The organism is Actinomadura sp. DC4 (genome assembly GCF_030406325.1).
Taxonomy (GTDB): domain Bacteria; phylum Actinomycetota; class Actinomycetes; order Streptosporangiales; family Streptosporangiaceae; genus Actinoallomurus.
In genome coordinates, this window is record NZ_JAUEQY010000021.1 from 12,047 (window position 1) to 27,085 (window position 15,039).

At 70.5% G+C, this 15,039-nt stretch carries 7 protein-coding genes; 6 read left to right on the forward strand and 1 reads right to left on the reverse strand.

All coding sequences use genetic code 11. From position 1 onward, the window contains the following. The first annotated feature begins 20 nt into the window (after positions 1 to 20). Both QWU11_RS30090 and QWU11_RS30095 read left to right on the forward strand, forming a co-directional pair. Positions 21 to 3,509, forward strand: a complete 3,489-nt coding sequence (locus QWU11_RS30090) for an SNF2-related protein (RefSeq protein WP_290117834.1) — start codon at positions 21 to 23, stop codon at positions 3,507 to 3,509. Further along, the gene (locus tag QWU11_RS30095) at positions 3,510 to 4,304 is read left to right on the forward strand and encodes an SWIM zinc finger family protein (protein WP_290117835.1); all 795 of its coding nucleotides are present in this window, start codon (positions 3,510 to 3,512) and stop codon (positions 4,302 to 4,304) included. A 91-nt stretch (positions 4,305 to 4,395) separates the two neighbouring features. Here QWU11_RS30095 and glgP read toward each other — a convergent pair whose 3' ends face one another. Continuing rightward, positions 4,396 to 6,993, reverse strand: coding sequence for an alpha-glucan family phosphorylase (gene glgP / locus QWU11_RS30100; protein WP_290117836.1), 2,598 nt, complete (start codon positions 6,991 to 6,993; stop codon positions 4,396 to 4,398). A 528-nt stretch (positions 6,994 to 7,521) separates the two neighbouring features. On the opposite strand from glgP, the gene QWU11_RS30105 reads away from it, so the two are divergent. The 4 genes from QWU11_RS30105 to glgB all read left to right on the forward strand — a co-directional run bounded on the left by QWU11_RS30105 (position 7,522) and on the right by glgB (position 15,037). Further along, positions 7,522 to 9,519 (forward strand): alpha-1,4-glucan--maltose-1-phosphate maltosyltransferase, encoded by a 1,998-nt coding sequence (locus tag QWU11_RS30105; RefSeq protein WP_290117837.1) that lies wholly within the window; start codon positions 7,522 to 7,524, stop codon positions 9,517 to 9,519. Beyond that, positions 9,516 to 11,249, forward strand: a complete 1,734-nt coding sequence (gene treS, locus QWU11_RS30110; RefSeq protein ID WP_290117838.1) for a maltose alpha-D-glucosyltransferase — start codon at positions 9,516 to 9,518, stop codon at positions 11,247 to 11,249. The genes QWU11_RS30105 and treS overlap by 4 nt, the downstream gene beginning before the upstream one ends. A 43-nt stretch (positions 11,250 to 11,292) precedes the next feature. Next, entirely contained in the window at positions 11,293 to 12,678 is a 1,386-nt protein-coding gene (locus QWU11_RS30115; RefSeq protein WP_290117839.1) for a phosphotransferase, read from the forward strand. A gap of 145 nt (positions 12,679 to 12,823) precedes the next feature. Further along, on the forward strand, positions 12,824 to 15,037 hold the full coding sequence (gene glgB, locus QWU11_RS30120; RefSeq protein WP_290117840.1) for a 1,4-alpha-glucan branching protein GlgB: 2,214 nt from the start codon (positions 12,824 to 12,826) through the stop codon (positions 15,035 to 15,037). Positions 15,038 to 15,039: the final 2 nt, after the last annotated feature.

Genomic DNA, 15,039 nt, shown 5'->3' on the forward strand with positions numbered 1-15,039 from the left:
AGGGTCGTGGGGGGATGGGCATGCTGGTCGCACACGCCATCTGGCACGGCGGTGCGCTGTGCCTGTGGGCGGAGGACCCGGCGCTGCCCGCCACCACGCGTGTCCGCACAACACCCAGGCCCCACCCGTTCGCCGCGCCCGACCTCACCGGCACCTCCTACGCGGCGCCGACCGCCGGGGCCATGCGCGTCCAGCTCACCCTGCTCCTGCCCGGCACGGCCGGCGGGCCCTTCCCCTCGCCCGAGCTCGCCCGCGAGCCCTCATCCCGGCAGCCGGAGGCCTGCCCCTGGCTGGTGCCCGCTCTGGCGCTCGACCCGTTCGCGGCGATGGCGCTGCTGGCCTCGGCCGACGACACCGACGACGTCGTACGCGGCGCGGACCTGCGGTTCTTCGCGCTCGTGGCCGACGAGGCGATGCACCTCGCCGGGCGCGGCCGCGTCCTGCCCGCGCTGGTGCGCGAGGACGGCGACCTGACCGCCCGCTGGCGGCCCGTGATCACCGGCGCCGACACGGACAGATTCGGCGACCTGGCCCGCGCCATGCCGCCCGCCTGCCGCGCGGCGGACGGGGGCCGGCCCGCCGCCGAGGTGCTGCTGGAGGCGCTCACCGGCCTGACCGACGCCGCCGTACGCGGCATCGTCCCGCACCCCCTGCTCGCCGAGCGGACCGGCCGGGTGCCGGAACGCCTGCCGCTCGCCGAGCGCTGGGCCGCCGCGCTGACCGGCCCCGACCCGGCCGTCGCACGCGAGCCCGGCGACGACCCGGACACCCTCGCCGCCGCGCTCGACGACTGGGCCGCGGCCGCGCGGCGCCCGTCGGGCCCGCTGCGCGTCTGCTTCCGGCTCGCCGAGCCGCCCGAGAACGACCCGGGCGGGCCCTGGACGGTGCAGTTCGCGCTACAGGGCACCGACGACCCGAGCCTCTACGTCCCGGCCGCCGCGATCTGGACCGGCGAGGTCACCTCGGTCGCCGACGCGGAGGAGACGCTCCTCGCCGGCCTCGGCCGGGCACTGCGGCTCTATCCGGAGATCGCCGAGGCGCTGCGCGTCGCGACGCCGACCAGCGTCACCACCGACTCGGCGGGCGCGTTCCGCTTCCTGCGGGAGGCCGCGCCGCTGCTGTCCGCCGCCGGGTTCGGCGTCCAGCTCCCGCAGTGGGCTGGCCGGGCCAAGCTGGGCATGAAGCTGACGACCCGCACCGCCACGGCCGAGTCCGGCGCCACGGTCTCCTCCGGCTTCGGCCTGGACGACCTCGTCGACTTCCGCTGGGACCTGGCGGTCGAGGGCGAGGACATCACCGAGGAGGAGCTGGCCGAGCTGGCCCGGCTCAAGGCGCCGCTGGTCCGGCTGCGCGGCATGTGGGTCGAGCTGGACGACGCCCAGCTGCGGGCGGCGCTGGAGTTCCTGAGCCGGGGCCGTACGGGCGAGATGACCGCCGCCCAGGCCGTACGCGCGGCGATCCACGCGGGCGACGACACCCTGCCGCTCCTTCAGATCGACGCCGACGGGGCGCTGGGCGACCTGCTGTCCGGTGAGGCCGACCGGCGTCTGGAGCCGATCCCGACCCCCGAGGGGTTCGAGGGCACCCTGCGGCCCTACCAGGAGCGCGGCCTCGCCTGGCTGTCCTTCCTCGACGGCCTCGGCCTGGGCGCGGTGCTGGCCGACGACATGGGGCTCGGCAAGTGCGTCGCCCCGGAGACACCCGTTCTGGTCAACGGCGCGCACGCGGCGGCCGAGGACGTCTGGGCGCGCTACGCGGGAGCGCCCGAGTCCGACGGGGAGGGCGAGTGGGCGAGCCCGGCCGCGACGCTGACCACCGACTCCCTCGACGCGACCGGCCGCGTCGTGCCGGCGCGGATCTCACGGCTCTACCGCCAGCACGTGAGCGAGCCGCTGCGCAGGATCACCCTGTCCGACGGCGCATCCGTCACGGTGAGCCGGCGACACCGGCTGCTGGGGCCGGACGGCTGGACGAACCGCGTCCTGCCCGGCGACCGCGTCCGCGTTCCCGGGCGCGCCGGCGTCGGCCAACCGGCGAAACACATGCGGTTGGACACTCCGGCCGACGACCGGCAGGAGCCCTACGCCACGGTCGTGTCGGTCGAGGACGTCGGCCACACGGGCTGGATCTATGACTTCGAGGTCCCCGAGCACCACAACTACGTCGCGGCGGGGATGTTCTGCCACAACACGGCGCAGACGCTCGCGCTGCTGGCGACGCGGCGCGAGGGCGGGCCGACGCTGCTGATCGGGCCGATGTCACTCGTCGGCAACTGGCAGCGGGAGGCGGCGCGGTTCACGCCGAAGCTGCGGGTGTACGTCCACCACGGCGGGGGCCGGCACCGGGGCGAGGAGCTCGAACGCGCCGTACGCGCCGCCGACCTGGTCCTCACGACCTACGGCACGGCCTCCCGCGACGTCGAGGCGCTGTCGGCCATCGCCTGGGACCGCGTGGTCTGCGACGAGGCGCAGGCGCTGAAGAACAGCGGCACCCGGCAGGCCCAGGCGGTGCGGAGCATCCCGGCGCGCGGCCGGATCGCGCTCACCGGCACCCCGGTGGAGAACCACCTGACCGAGCTGTGGTCGATCATGGAGTTCGCCAACCCGGGCCTGCTCGGACCCCGGCAGGCGTTCCGCGAGCGGTTCGCCACGCCCATCGAGGCGCACGGCGACGAGGAGGCCGCGGCGACGCTCGGCCGGGCCACCGGCCCGTTCATCCTGCGGCGGCTGAAGACCGACAAGACGATCATCACGGACCTGCCGGAGAAGCAGGAGATCAAGGTCTGGTGCAACCTCACCCCGGAGCAGGCCTCGCTCTACCAGGCGACCGTCGAGGACATGCTCGACCGCATCTCCGCCAGCTCGGGCATGGAGCGGCGCGGCCTGGTCCTGGCCACCATGGCCAAGCTCAAGCAGGTCTGCAACCACCCCGCCCACCTGCTCAAGGACGGCTCGCGGCTGCCAGGCCGCTCGGGCAAGCTGGAACGCCTGGAGGAGATCTGCGCCGAGGTGGTCGAGCAGGGCGAGAAGGCCCTCGTCTTCACCCAGTACTCCGAGTTCGGCACGATGCTGCAGCCCCACCTGGAGGCGCGGCTCGCCCGGCCGGTGCTGTGGCTGCACGGCGGCACCACCAAGCGGCGCCGCGACGAGCTGGTCCGCCGCTTCCAGGAGGATTCCGAGCCGGCCGTCTTCCTGCTGTCGCTGAAGGCCGCCGGCACCGGCCTGACGCTCACCGCCGCCAACCACGTCGTCCACGTCGACCGCTGGTGGAACCCCGCGGTCGAGGACCAGGCCACCGACCGGGCGTTCCGCATCGGCCAGACCAAGAACGTCCAGGTCCGTAAGTTCATCTGTGTGGGCACGATGGAGGAGCGCGTCGACGAGATGATCGAACGCAAGAAGTCCCTGGCCGAGCGCGTCGTCGGCACCGGGGAGGGCTGGCTCACCGAGCTGTCCGTCGCCGAGCTGCGCGACGTCGTCCGGCTGGGCTCGGAGGCGGTGAGCGCGTAGATGTACGGTCCCCCGCGCGCGGTCGAGGGCGGCCTGCGGGCACGCAGCGAACGCGGCACGATCGGCGAGGAGTGGTGGTCCCGCCGCTTCATCGACGTCCTGGAGTCCTTCGCCGACGAGGGCCGCCTGAGCCGCGGCCGCTCGTACGCCCGCAAGGGCCAGGTGATCGGCCTGAAGGTCGAGGCGTACGAGGTGACCGCGCGGGTGCAGGGCTCGGCGGCCGAGCCGTACGACGTGGCGATCGGCATCGACGCGATCGACGAGCCGACCTGGACGGCGATCGAGGAGGCCCTGGCCTCCCAGGCGGTCTTCCGCGCCCGCCTGCTGGCCGGGGAGATGCCACCGGAGATCGAGGACGTCTTCGGAGCGTTCGGCATCCCGCTGTTCCCTGGTGCCTCCGGCGACATGCACGTGATGTGCAGCTGCCCCGACTGGGGCGAGCCGTGCAAGCACTCGGCCGCCGTGCTCTACCTCCTGGCCGAGGCGTTCGACGACGACCCGTTCTTGATTCTCGCCTGGAACGGCCGCACGAAGGAGCGGTTGCTGGCCGGTCTGCGCCGCCTGGACTCGGCCGAGGCGGCGGCGTCCGCCGACCCGCTGGAGATCGAGGAGACGCCGCTGACGGAGCGCTTGGAGGACTTCTGGACCCCGGCGGCGCTCCGCGACCGCCCGACCGCTCCCCCGATGCCACCGGGTCTCCTGCTGCGCCTGCTCGACCCGCCGAAGGTGAAGGTCCGCCGCAGAGACCTCACCGAGGTCCTCCGGCCCGCCTACGAGGCCCTCGGCGACCTCTGACGCTTGTCCGGCAGGCGGCCGTCCAGCGGTGAGCGGTCAGACAGTGGCCCCGGCCCGGTAAGGGGTCGGAGCCACTCTCAGGCGAAGAGCGTCAGCGCAGGTCGCCGTTGGTCATTCCGGTCGGGGCCGGGGGAAGCGCCACCAGGCCCATCTCCGCGCGCGACGCGAACAGCTCGTGCTTGGGCACGACCCGGACGCTGTAGCCGAACGCGCCCGGCCGGTCCAGCGGCACCTCGCCCGCGTAGCGGAGCTTGCCGCCGTCGATGTTCTCGACCTGCGTGAGCTCGAGGTAGGACGGGTCGACCAGCGTGTCGGTCTCGCCCACCCGGCCGTACACGACCTCGACCGCGACATCGGAGGGCTCCAGGCCGCCGAGCGCCACCGTCGCGCGTACCGCCAGCCGGGCGCCCAGCTGCGGGCTCTGGCCCACGCCGCTGGACTCCACGTGCTCGACCGTCACGCCCTCCCACAGCTTGGCGACCCGCAGCTTCCACGCCGCGAGGGACTTCGCCGTCGTGTGCTCGTCGGCCGCCAGCCGCCGCCCGGACAGAGCCGCGGGGGCGTACAGGTCACGGACGTAGTCGCGCAGCATGCGGCCGGCCAGCACCTTCGGGCCGAGGGAGCCCAGCGTGTGCTTGACCATCTCCAGCCAGCGGCGCGGCAGGCCGTCGGCGGCGCGGTCGTAGAACAGCGCCGCGACGTGGTCCTCGATCAGCTCGTACAGGGCGTTCGCCTCGACGTCGTCGCGGCGGTCCGGGTCGGCGGCGCGGTCGGCGGAGGGGATCGACCAGCCGTTGTTGCCGTCGAACCACTCGTCCCACCAGCCGTCGCGGATGGAGAGGTTCAGGCCGCCGTTCAGCGCGGCCTTCATGCCGGACGTGCCGCAGGCCTCGAGCGGGCGCAGCGGGTTGTTCATCCACACGTCGCAGCCCTGGACCAGCGACTGGCCGAGCGCCATGTCGTAGTCGGGCAGGAAGACGATGCGGTGGCGGACCTCCGGGTCGTCGGTGAACCGGACGATGTCCTGGATCAGCCGCTTGCCGCCCTCGTCGGCCGGGTGCGCCTTGCCGGCGATGATGATCTGTACCGGGCGCTCGGGGTCGAGCAGGATCGACTTGAGCCGCTCGACGTCGCGCAGCATCAGCGTGAGCCGCTTGTACGACGGCACGCGGCGGGCGAAGCCGAAGGTCAGCACGTCGGGGTCGAGGACGTCGTCGATCCAGGTCAGCTCGGCGTCGCTCGCGCCGCGCTGCTGCCAGGACTCGCGCAGGCGCCGGCGGGCGTCGAGCACGAGCCGCTCGCGCAGCGTACGGCGGATGCGCCAGATCTCCGGCTCGGCGACCTTGGCGACCGCGTCCCAGCCCTTGCCGTCCTCGATGACGGTGGGCAGCTCGCGGCGGGCGAGCTCGATGACCTCGGGGGCCACCCAGGTCTCGGCGTGCACGCCGTTGGTGATCGAGCCGATCGGCACCTCTTCGGTGTCGAAGCCCGGCCACAGGCCGCCGAACATCTCCCGGCTGACCGCGCCGTGCAGGACCGAGACGCCGTTCACGCGCTGTGCGAGGCGCATGCCCATGACGGCCATGTTGAAGACGTCGGGGTCGCCCTCATCGTAGGTCTCGGCACCGAGCGCCAGGATCCGGTCGGTCGAGACGCTGGCGGCCTCGTTGTCCGTGCCGAAGTACTTCTTGATCAGTTCGCGGGGGAACCGGTCGATGCCGGCGGGGACGGGCGTGTGGGTGGTGAACACCGTGCCGCCGCGGGCCGCCTCGACCGCCTCGTCGAAGGTCAGGCCCTGGCCGTCGATGTACTCCCGGATCCGCTCCAGGCCCAGGAAGCCGGCGTGACCCTCGTTGGTGTGGAACACCTCGGGCGCGGCGTGCCCGGTGACGCGGCAGAACTCACGGATCGCACGCACCCCGCCGATGCCGAGCAGCATCTCCTGCAGCAGCCGGTGGTCCGTTCCGCCGCCGTACAGGCGGTCGGTGACGTCGCGCTGGGTCGGGGCGTTCTCCTCCACGTTGGAGTCCAGGAGCAGCAGCGGCACCCGGCCGACGCTCGCCACCCAGACCTGCGCGTGCAGGCGGTCGCCGTCCGGCAGCCCGACCGCGACGCGTACGGCCGAGCCGTCCTCCTCGCGCAGCAGGCTCAGCGGCAGGCCGTCGGGGTCGACCGGCGGGTAGTGCTCCTGCTGCCAGCCCTCTGGCGACAGCGACTGGGAAAAGTATCCGTGGCGATACAGCAGGCCGACGCCGATGATCGGCACGCCCAGGTCGCTCGCGGTCTTCAAGTGGTCGCCGGCCAGGATGCCGAGCCCACCGGAGTACTGCGGAAGCGCCGACGCGATGCCGTACTCCGGGGAGAAGTAGGCGATGGCCGCCGGGACGTCGGACAGACCCTGGTACCAGCGCGGGGCGGTGACGTAGTCCCGAAGCTCGTCGACCGCGTCGCCCAGGGCGCGCAGGAAACGGCGGTCGCCGGTCAGCGCGCTCAGGCGCTCGGCCGAGACCTCGCCGAGGAGCCGCATCGGATCATGTCGAGTCGCTTCCCACAGCTCCGGATCGACCGACTCGAAAAGGTCGAGCGTCTCAGGGTGCCACGACCAGCGCAGGTTGAGGACGAGCTCCTCGAGCGGCTGGAGCGGCTCGGGCAGTACCGTGCGAACGGTGAATCTCCGGATGGCCTTCACGTGGCGCGACACTAATCGGTAGCAGGCCATGCTCGCGACCCAAACCCGCACAGCGACCCACATCCTTGACCGGTGTTTGCCGCCACAGGGTGACCGTTCGCTCCCTGAAACGCCAGGGAGTGCGAAGTTCGCCCATGAGTGCGAGCATGGGGCGAGTGCCGCCGGGCCGATCCTCGGCGGCCCATGACGCGCTCACGGCCCACCGGCCCGCGCGTCCGGACCAGAAGTTGCGGGGTACTCACGCTCCGGCCCTACCATCGTCGCAGGCGACGATCCGGCGACCGGCCCCCGCGTACGGCACTCCGGAATCCGTCGGGATCCCCGGCACCCCCGACCTGCCGAGATCCCCACCGATCATGGAAAGCGACAATTCTCCCGTTTCGTACGCGGGAGATTGGCAACGGAGACCATATGCGCGAGCCCTCGCCGAGCACCCCCGCTCCCCCCACCGCCACCCGCGGTCAAGAAAGATCATTTATTTCGGAAGACGAGGTTGATCCCTCTCCGGCATCGGTACGCTCGCCTGCGATGATCGGACGTATTCCCATTCTCGACGTGCAGCCGGTGGTCGACTGTGGCCGCTGGCCTGCCAAGGCCGTCCCCGACGAGACGTTCGAGGTCGGCGCCACCGTGTTCCGCGAGGGGCACGAGATGCTCGGCGCGGGCGTCGTGCTCCGGGACCCCGAGGGCCGTAGCGGCCCGCTCGCGCGCATGCGCGACGTGGTCCCCGGCACCGACCGCTACCTCGCCGAGGTCACCCCCACCTCCACCGGCATGTGGCACTTCCGGGTCGAGGCCTGGGGCGACCCGCTGGCGCACTGGCGTCACGACGCGGCGATCAAGATCCCCCGCGGGCAGGACACCGAGCTGATGCTCGAGGAGGGCGCACTGCTGTTCGAGCGCGCCGCCAAGGGCGTGCCCGCGTCCGCCCGCTCGGTGATCAAGGGCGTCGTCCGAGCGCTGCGTGAGAAGGCGATCCCGCCGATCATGCGGTTCGAGGCGGCGGACACCCCCGAGATCCAGGAGCTGCTCGACCGCCACCCGCTCCGCGAGCACGTGACGGTGACCGAGTGGCAGCCGCTGCTCGTCCAGCGCGAACGTGCGCTGTACGGCTCCTGGTACGAGCTGTTCCCCCGTTCGGAGGGCGCGGCCTACGACCCGATGGGCCGGCGCGCACCCCAGTCGGGAACGTTCCGAAGTGCGATGAAGCGTCTCCCGGCCATCGCCGAGATGGGCTTCGACGTCGTCTACCTGCCCCCGATCCATCCCATCGGCAGCCAGTTCCGCAAGGGCCCGAACAACACGCTGCACGCCGAGGCGCACGACCCCGGCTCGCCGTGGGCGATCGGCTCGGAGGACGGCGGCCACGACGCGATCCACAAGGCGCTCGGCGGGTTCGCCGACTTCGACGCCTTCGTGGACTACGCCAAGAACCTCGGCATGGAAGTGGCGCTCGACCTGGCGCTGCAGTGCTCGCCGGACCACCCGTGGGTCAAGGAGCACCCCGAGTGGTTCACCACGCGGGCCGACGGGTCGATCGCCTACGCCGAGAACCCGCCCAAGAAGTACCAGGACATCTATCCGCTCAACTTCGACAACGACCCCGAGGGCATCTACCACGAGGTCGAGCGGGTCGTACGGCTGTGGATGGACCACGGCGTACGGATCTTCCGGGTGGACAACCCGCACACCAAGCCGGTGGCGTTCTGGGAGCGCCTCCTGAAGAGTGTCGCCGAGACCGACCCGGACGTGCTGTTCCTCGCCGAGGCGTTCACCAAGCCGGCGATGATGCACACCCTGGGCAAGATCGGCTTCCACCAGTCCTACACGTACTTCACCTGGCGCAACAGCAAGGACGAGCTGGAGGAATACCTCCGCGAGCTGTCCGGGCCGGCCTCGCCGTACATGCGCCCGAACTTCTTCGTCAACACGCCCGACATCCTGCATGAGTACCTCCAGCACGGCGGCCCACCCGCGTTCGCGGTCCGCGCCGTGCTCGCGTCGATGCTCTCGCCCTCCTGGGGCGTCTACTCCGGCTACGAGCTGTTCGAGAACACCGCGGTGCGCCCGGGCAGCGAGGAGTACCGCGACTCGGAGAAGTACCAGTACCGGCCGCGCGACTGGGAGGCGGCCGAGCGCGAGGGCCGCAGCCTCACTCCGCTCATCTCCGCCCTCAACTCTTTGCGAAGAGCACACCCCGCATTGCGCAGGCTGCGTAACCTTGCCTTTCACAACGTCGACCAGCCTGAGCTGATCTGTTTCTCCAAACGCGTGGCCCCCAATGGCGGGGACGCCACGGACGTCGGGGACGTCGTGCTGGTTGTCGTCAATCTGAATCCACATCAGGTTCGCGAGGCGACCGTCCATCTCGACATGCCGGCGCTCGGTCTCGACTGGGCGGACGAGCTCGTCGTCACCGACGAGCTGTCCGGTGAGTCGTACACCTGGCGGCAGGCGAATTACGTGCGCCTCGACCCGCACACCCAGTCTGCACACATCTTCACGGTTTCGAGAGGCGAGAGTTGACCCAGATCGATCCCCTGCTCGGAGGCGGCGCCATAGAGCCGGTTCCGGACACCTTCACGCGCGACACGCCGAACGCGCCTCACTGGTACAAGAACGCGGTCTTCTACGAGGTGCTCATCCGCGGCTTCTATGATTCCACCGGCGATGGCACCGGGGACATCAAGGGCCTCACCGAGAAGCTGGACTATCTGGTCTGGCTCGGCATCGACTGCATCTGGCTTCTGCCGATCTACGAGTCGCCGCTGCGCGACGGCGGCTATGACATCAGCGACTTCATGAAGGTCCTGCCGGAGTTCGGCGACCTCGGTGACTTCGTCGAACTGGTGGACGAGGCGCACAAGCGCGGCCTTCGCGTCATCGCCGACCTGGTGATGAACCACACCAGCGACCAGCACCCGTGGTTCAAGGCCTCCCAGGAGGACCCGGACGGCCCGTTCGGCGACTTCTACGTCTGGTCCGACGAGAACACCGGGTACCCCGAGGCCCGGATCATCTTCGTCGACACCGAGACCTCCAACTGGACCTGGGACCCGGTGCGCGGCCAGTACTACTGGCACCGGTTCTTCAGCCACCAGCCGGACCTCAACTTCGACAACCCGGCCGTGCAGGAGGCCATGCTGGAGGTCCTGCGGTTCTGGCTGGACCTCGGCATCGACGGGTTCCGCCTCGACGCGGTGCCCTACCTCTTCGAGCGCGAGGGCACCAACTGCGAGAACCTGAAAGAGACCCACGACTACCTCAAGTCGGTCCGCAAGGAGATCGACCGGCTCTACCCCGACCGGGTGATGCTGGCCGAGGCCAACCAGTGGCCGGCGGACGTCGTGGAGTACTTCGGGGACCCCGCGACCGGCGGTGACGAGTGCCACATGGCGTTCCACTTCCCGGTCATGCCGCGCATCTTCATGGCCGTACGCCGGGAGCAGCGGTACCCGATCTCGGAGATCATGTCCCAGACTCCGAAGATCCCCGAGAACGCGCAATGGGGCATCTTCCTCCGCAACCACGACGAGCTGACGCTCGAGATGGTCACGGACGAGGAGCGCGACTACATGTACTCCGAATACGCCAAGGACCCGAGGATGAAGGCCAACATCGGCATCCGCCGGCGGCTGGCCCCGCTCCTCGACAACGATCGCAACCAGCTGGAGCTGTTCACCGCTCTCCTACTGTCGCTGCCGGGGTCTCCGGTGCTGTACTACGGCGATGAGATCGGGATGGGCGACAACATCTGGCTCGGAGACCGCGACGGGGTCCGTACGCCGATGCAGTGGACCCCGGACCGCAACGCCGGGTTCTCCAACTGCGACCCCGGCCGGCTCTACCTGCCGACGATCATGGACCCGATCTACGGCTACCAGGCGATCAACGTCGAGTCGCAGCAGAACAACCCCGGTTCGCTGCTGCACTGGACGCGCAAGATGATCGAGATCCGCAAGCGTCATCCGGTGTTCGGGGTGGGCGACTACACGGAACTGTCCGCCTCCAACCCGAGCGTGCTGGCCTTCGTTAGGGAGTTCGGCGCGGATCGCGTACTTTGTGTGAACAACTTGTCACGTTTTCCGCAACCCGTGGAGCTTGACCTGCGCCGCTTCGAAGGGGTGAACCCGGTCGAGTGCATGGGTGGTGTTCAATTCCCTCCAATCGGGGAATTGCCTTATCTCCTGACACTTCCAGGACACGGTTTCTACTGGTTCCTACTGCCCACGAACCACGGAGGTGGTGGCGAGTAGCCATGTGGACCAGGCAGGTGGAACAGGCGAGGTGACGTAGCCAGTGCGGCTGTCCGAACGACTCGACGATCTGATCGCGGATTGGCTTCCGCGCCAGCGGTGGTTCGCGGGCAAGGACCGGGACATCGACGGAGTCTCGGTACTGATCGACACGAAGCTGGTCGAGGGCGATCCGGCGCTGCATCATGTCGTCCTCGAGGTTCGCCAGGGCGAGCAGGCCGACCGCTATCAGGTGCCGGTCGGCCTCCGCCGTGAGCTCCCCGGGCGGCTGGAGTACGCCGAGATCGGCCAGATCGACGGCGTCCACGTCTATGACGCGGTGCACGACCCCGACCTGACCCGCGTGCTGCTGGAGCACATGGCCGACGGCGCCGACATCGGGCCGCTGGCGTTCCGATCCATCGCGGGGCTGGAGACCGACCTCGACAGTCTCGCCAGCCCCGCCGAGCAGAGCAACACCTCCCTCATCTACGGCGACGTCTACATCTGCAAGCTGTTCCGGCGCCTGACCCCGGGCATCAACCCCGACCTCGAGCTGAGCCGCGGGCTCGTGGGCGCCGGCAGCAAGCACGTGCCGTCCCTGTACGGCTGGATCTCGTGTGAGCTCGACGGCACGGTGTCCACGCTGGCCATGCTGACGGAGTTCCTGCGGTCCGGCACCGACGGCTGGCAGCTCGCCGGCACGAGCGTGCGCGACCTGTACGCCGAGGCCGACCTGCACGCCGACGAGGTCGGCGGTGACTTCGCGAGCGAGTCCGAACGCCTGGGGGCCGCCACCGCCGAGGTGCACCGCGACCTCGCCACGGCGTTCGGCACCGGCGTGATGTCACCGGCGGACGTACGCGGGCTGGCCCGGCAGATGAAGGCCCGGTTGACCGAGGCGTGCTCCAGCGTGCCGCAGCTCGTGCCGTACGCGGGGCAGCTGAACGACGCGTTCGAGGCGTTCGCCGAGCTCGACGAGCCCCTGATGGTCCAGCGCGTGCACGGCGACTACCACCTCGGCCAGGTGATGCGGACCGAGACCGGCTGGATGCTGCTGGACTTCGAGGGTGAGCCGGCCAAGTCGCTGGAGGAGCGCCGCCAGCCGGCGCACCCGCTGCGCGACGTCGCCGGCATGCTGCGCTCCTTCGACTACGCGGCCCGGCACCTGCTGGTCAACGGCAAGGCCGTGTCCGGTAACCCGGACCAGCTGGAGTTTCGCGCGCACGAGTGGGCCGACCGCAACCGCACGGCGTTCTGCCGGGGCTACGCGGACGCGGGCGGCGTCGACCCCGCGGCGCACCCGCAGATCATCCGCGCCTTCGAGTTCGACAAGGCCGTCTACGAGGTCATGTACGAGGCGCGCAACCGCCCGTCGTGGCTGCACATCCCGCTCAGCTCGATCGCCGCGCTCAGCGCCTCTCCGGCGCCGGGATCGGCCGCCCGCTGAGCGTCAGCCGCCCGGCCGGCCGGTTCTCTCGGCCGGCTCGGCGCGGTCGGCCCGAGTGTGACCCATGGCCTGACCGGGGAACGGTTACGCGCCCCTGATCGGGTACGCAGGTAGTTGAGAAACCCCCGAGCATGCGAGGAGCCCCATGGCGCGGGTCACCCAAGACGAGATCGACCGGTTGATCAGCGGAGACCACCACGATCCCCACAGCATTCTCGGCGCGCACCCGGAACGCGACGGAGTCAGCATCCGCGCGCTGCGGCCGCTCGCCGGCACCGTGGAGGTCGTGCTCGCCGACGGTGAGCGGCGGCCGATGCGCCACCTGCACGAGGGCGTCTTCGCGACCACCCTGACCCCTGAGAGCCCGCTGTCGGGCGACGAGCCGATGGCGGTCCCCGACTACCGGCTCGCCGTGACGTACGCCCCTGCCGGTTCGGAGGGTCCCGAGGTGGTGCAGGACGACCCGTACCGACACGCCCCGACGCTGGGCGAGCTGGACCTGCACCTGATCGGCGAGGGGCGCCATGAGGAGCTCTGGAAGGTCCTCGGCGCGCACACCCGCGCCTACACCTCGGTCTTCGGCCCGGTCGACGGCACGGCGTTCGCGGTGTGGGCGCCGAGCGCCAAGGGCGTACGGGTCATCGGCGACTTCAACCACTGGGACGGCCGGGCGTACCCCATGCGCTCGCTCGGGTCGTCCGGCGTGTGGGAGCTGTTCGTGCCCGGCGTCGGCGACGGCACCAACTACAAGTTCGAGATCCTCGGCGCCGACCAGGTCTGGCGGCGCAAGGCCGACCCGATGGCGCAGTACGCCGAGCGGCCGCCGGCCACCGCCTCGAAGGTGTTCACCTCGGACTACACGTGGGAGGACTCCGACTGGCTGACGCGGCGCAAGTCCTACGACGCGCTGCGCTCGCCGATGAGCGTGTACGAGGTGCACCTCGGCTCGTGGCGCTCCCACCTGGGCTATCGCGAGCTCGCCGAGGAGCTGGTCGGCTACGTCGCCGACATGGGCTTCACGCACGTGGAGTTCCTGCCGGTCGCCGAGCACCCCTTCGGGGGCTCGTGGGGCTACCAGGTCACGTCCTACTACGCGCCGACGGCGCGGTTCGGCGACCCCGATGAGTTCCGCCACCTCGTGGACCGGCTGCACCAGGCCGGCATCGGCGTGATCGTCGACTGGGTGCCGGGCCACTTCCCCAAGGACGAGTGGGCGCTGGCCCGCTTCGACGGCACGGCGCTGTACGAGCACGGCGACCCCCGGCGCGGCGAGCAGAAGGACTGGGGCACGTTCATCTTCGACTTCGGCCGCTCGGAGGTGCGCAACTTCCTGGTGGCCAACGCCACGTACTGGCTGGAGGAGTTCCACATCGACGGCCTGCGGGTCGACGCCGTCGCCTCGATGATCTACCTGGACTACTCCCGCGAAGAGGGCGAGTGGACGCCGAACATCTACGGCGGGCGCGAGAACCTCGAGGCGATCGACTTCCTCAAGGAGATGAACGCCACCTGCTACAAGCGCTCCCCCGGCATCGTGACGATCGCCGAGGAGTCGACCGCGTGGCCGGGCGTGTCCCGGCCGACGCACCTGGGCGGGCTGGGCTTCGGCTTCAAGTGGAACATGGGCTGGATGCACGACACGCTCAACTACCTGAAGCACGAGCCGATCTTCCGTGGCTACCACCACCACGAGATCACGTTCTCGATGGTGTACGCGTACTCGGAGAACTACGTGCTGCCGCTGTCCCACGACGAGGTCGTGCACGGCAAGGGCTCACTGCTGGGCAAGATGCCGGGCGACGAGTGGCAGCGGTTCGCCGGGCTGCGGGCGCTGCTCGCGTACATGTGGGCGCACCCGGGCAAGCAGCTGCTGTTCATGGGCCAGGAGTTCGGCCAGGGCGCGGAGTGGGCCGAGCAGCGTTCGCTCGACTGGTGGCTGCTGGACGAGGCCGAGGACAACTACCACGTCGGCCTGCAGCGGCTGGTCCGCGACCTCAACCGGTCCTACTCCTCGCTCGACGCCCTGTGGACGCGGGACGCCGAGCCGGAGGGGTTCGGTTGGATCGACGCGGACGACGTGGCGGGCAACGTGGTCTCCTTCCTCCGGTACGCCGCGGACGGCACGCCGATGGCCTGTGTGGTCAACTTCTCCGGCGTCCCGCACGAGGACTACCGGCTGGGCCTGCCCCGTACGGGCCGCTGGCGGGAGGTCGTGAACACCGACGCGTACGACTACGGCGGCAGCGGTGTCGGCAACATGGGGCACGTCGAGGCCTCTGGGGAGCCGTGCCACGGCCAGCCGGCCTCCGCGCTGCTGCGGGTCCCGCCTCTCGGCGCGGTCTGGCTCGCCCCTGAGTGAGC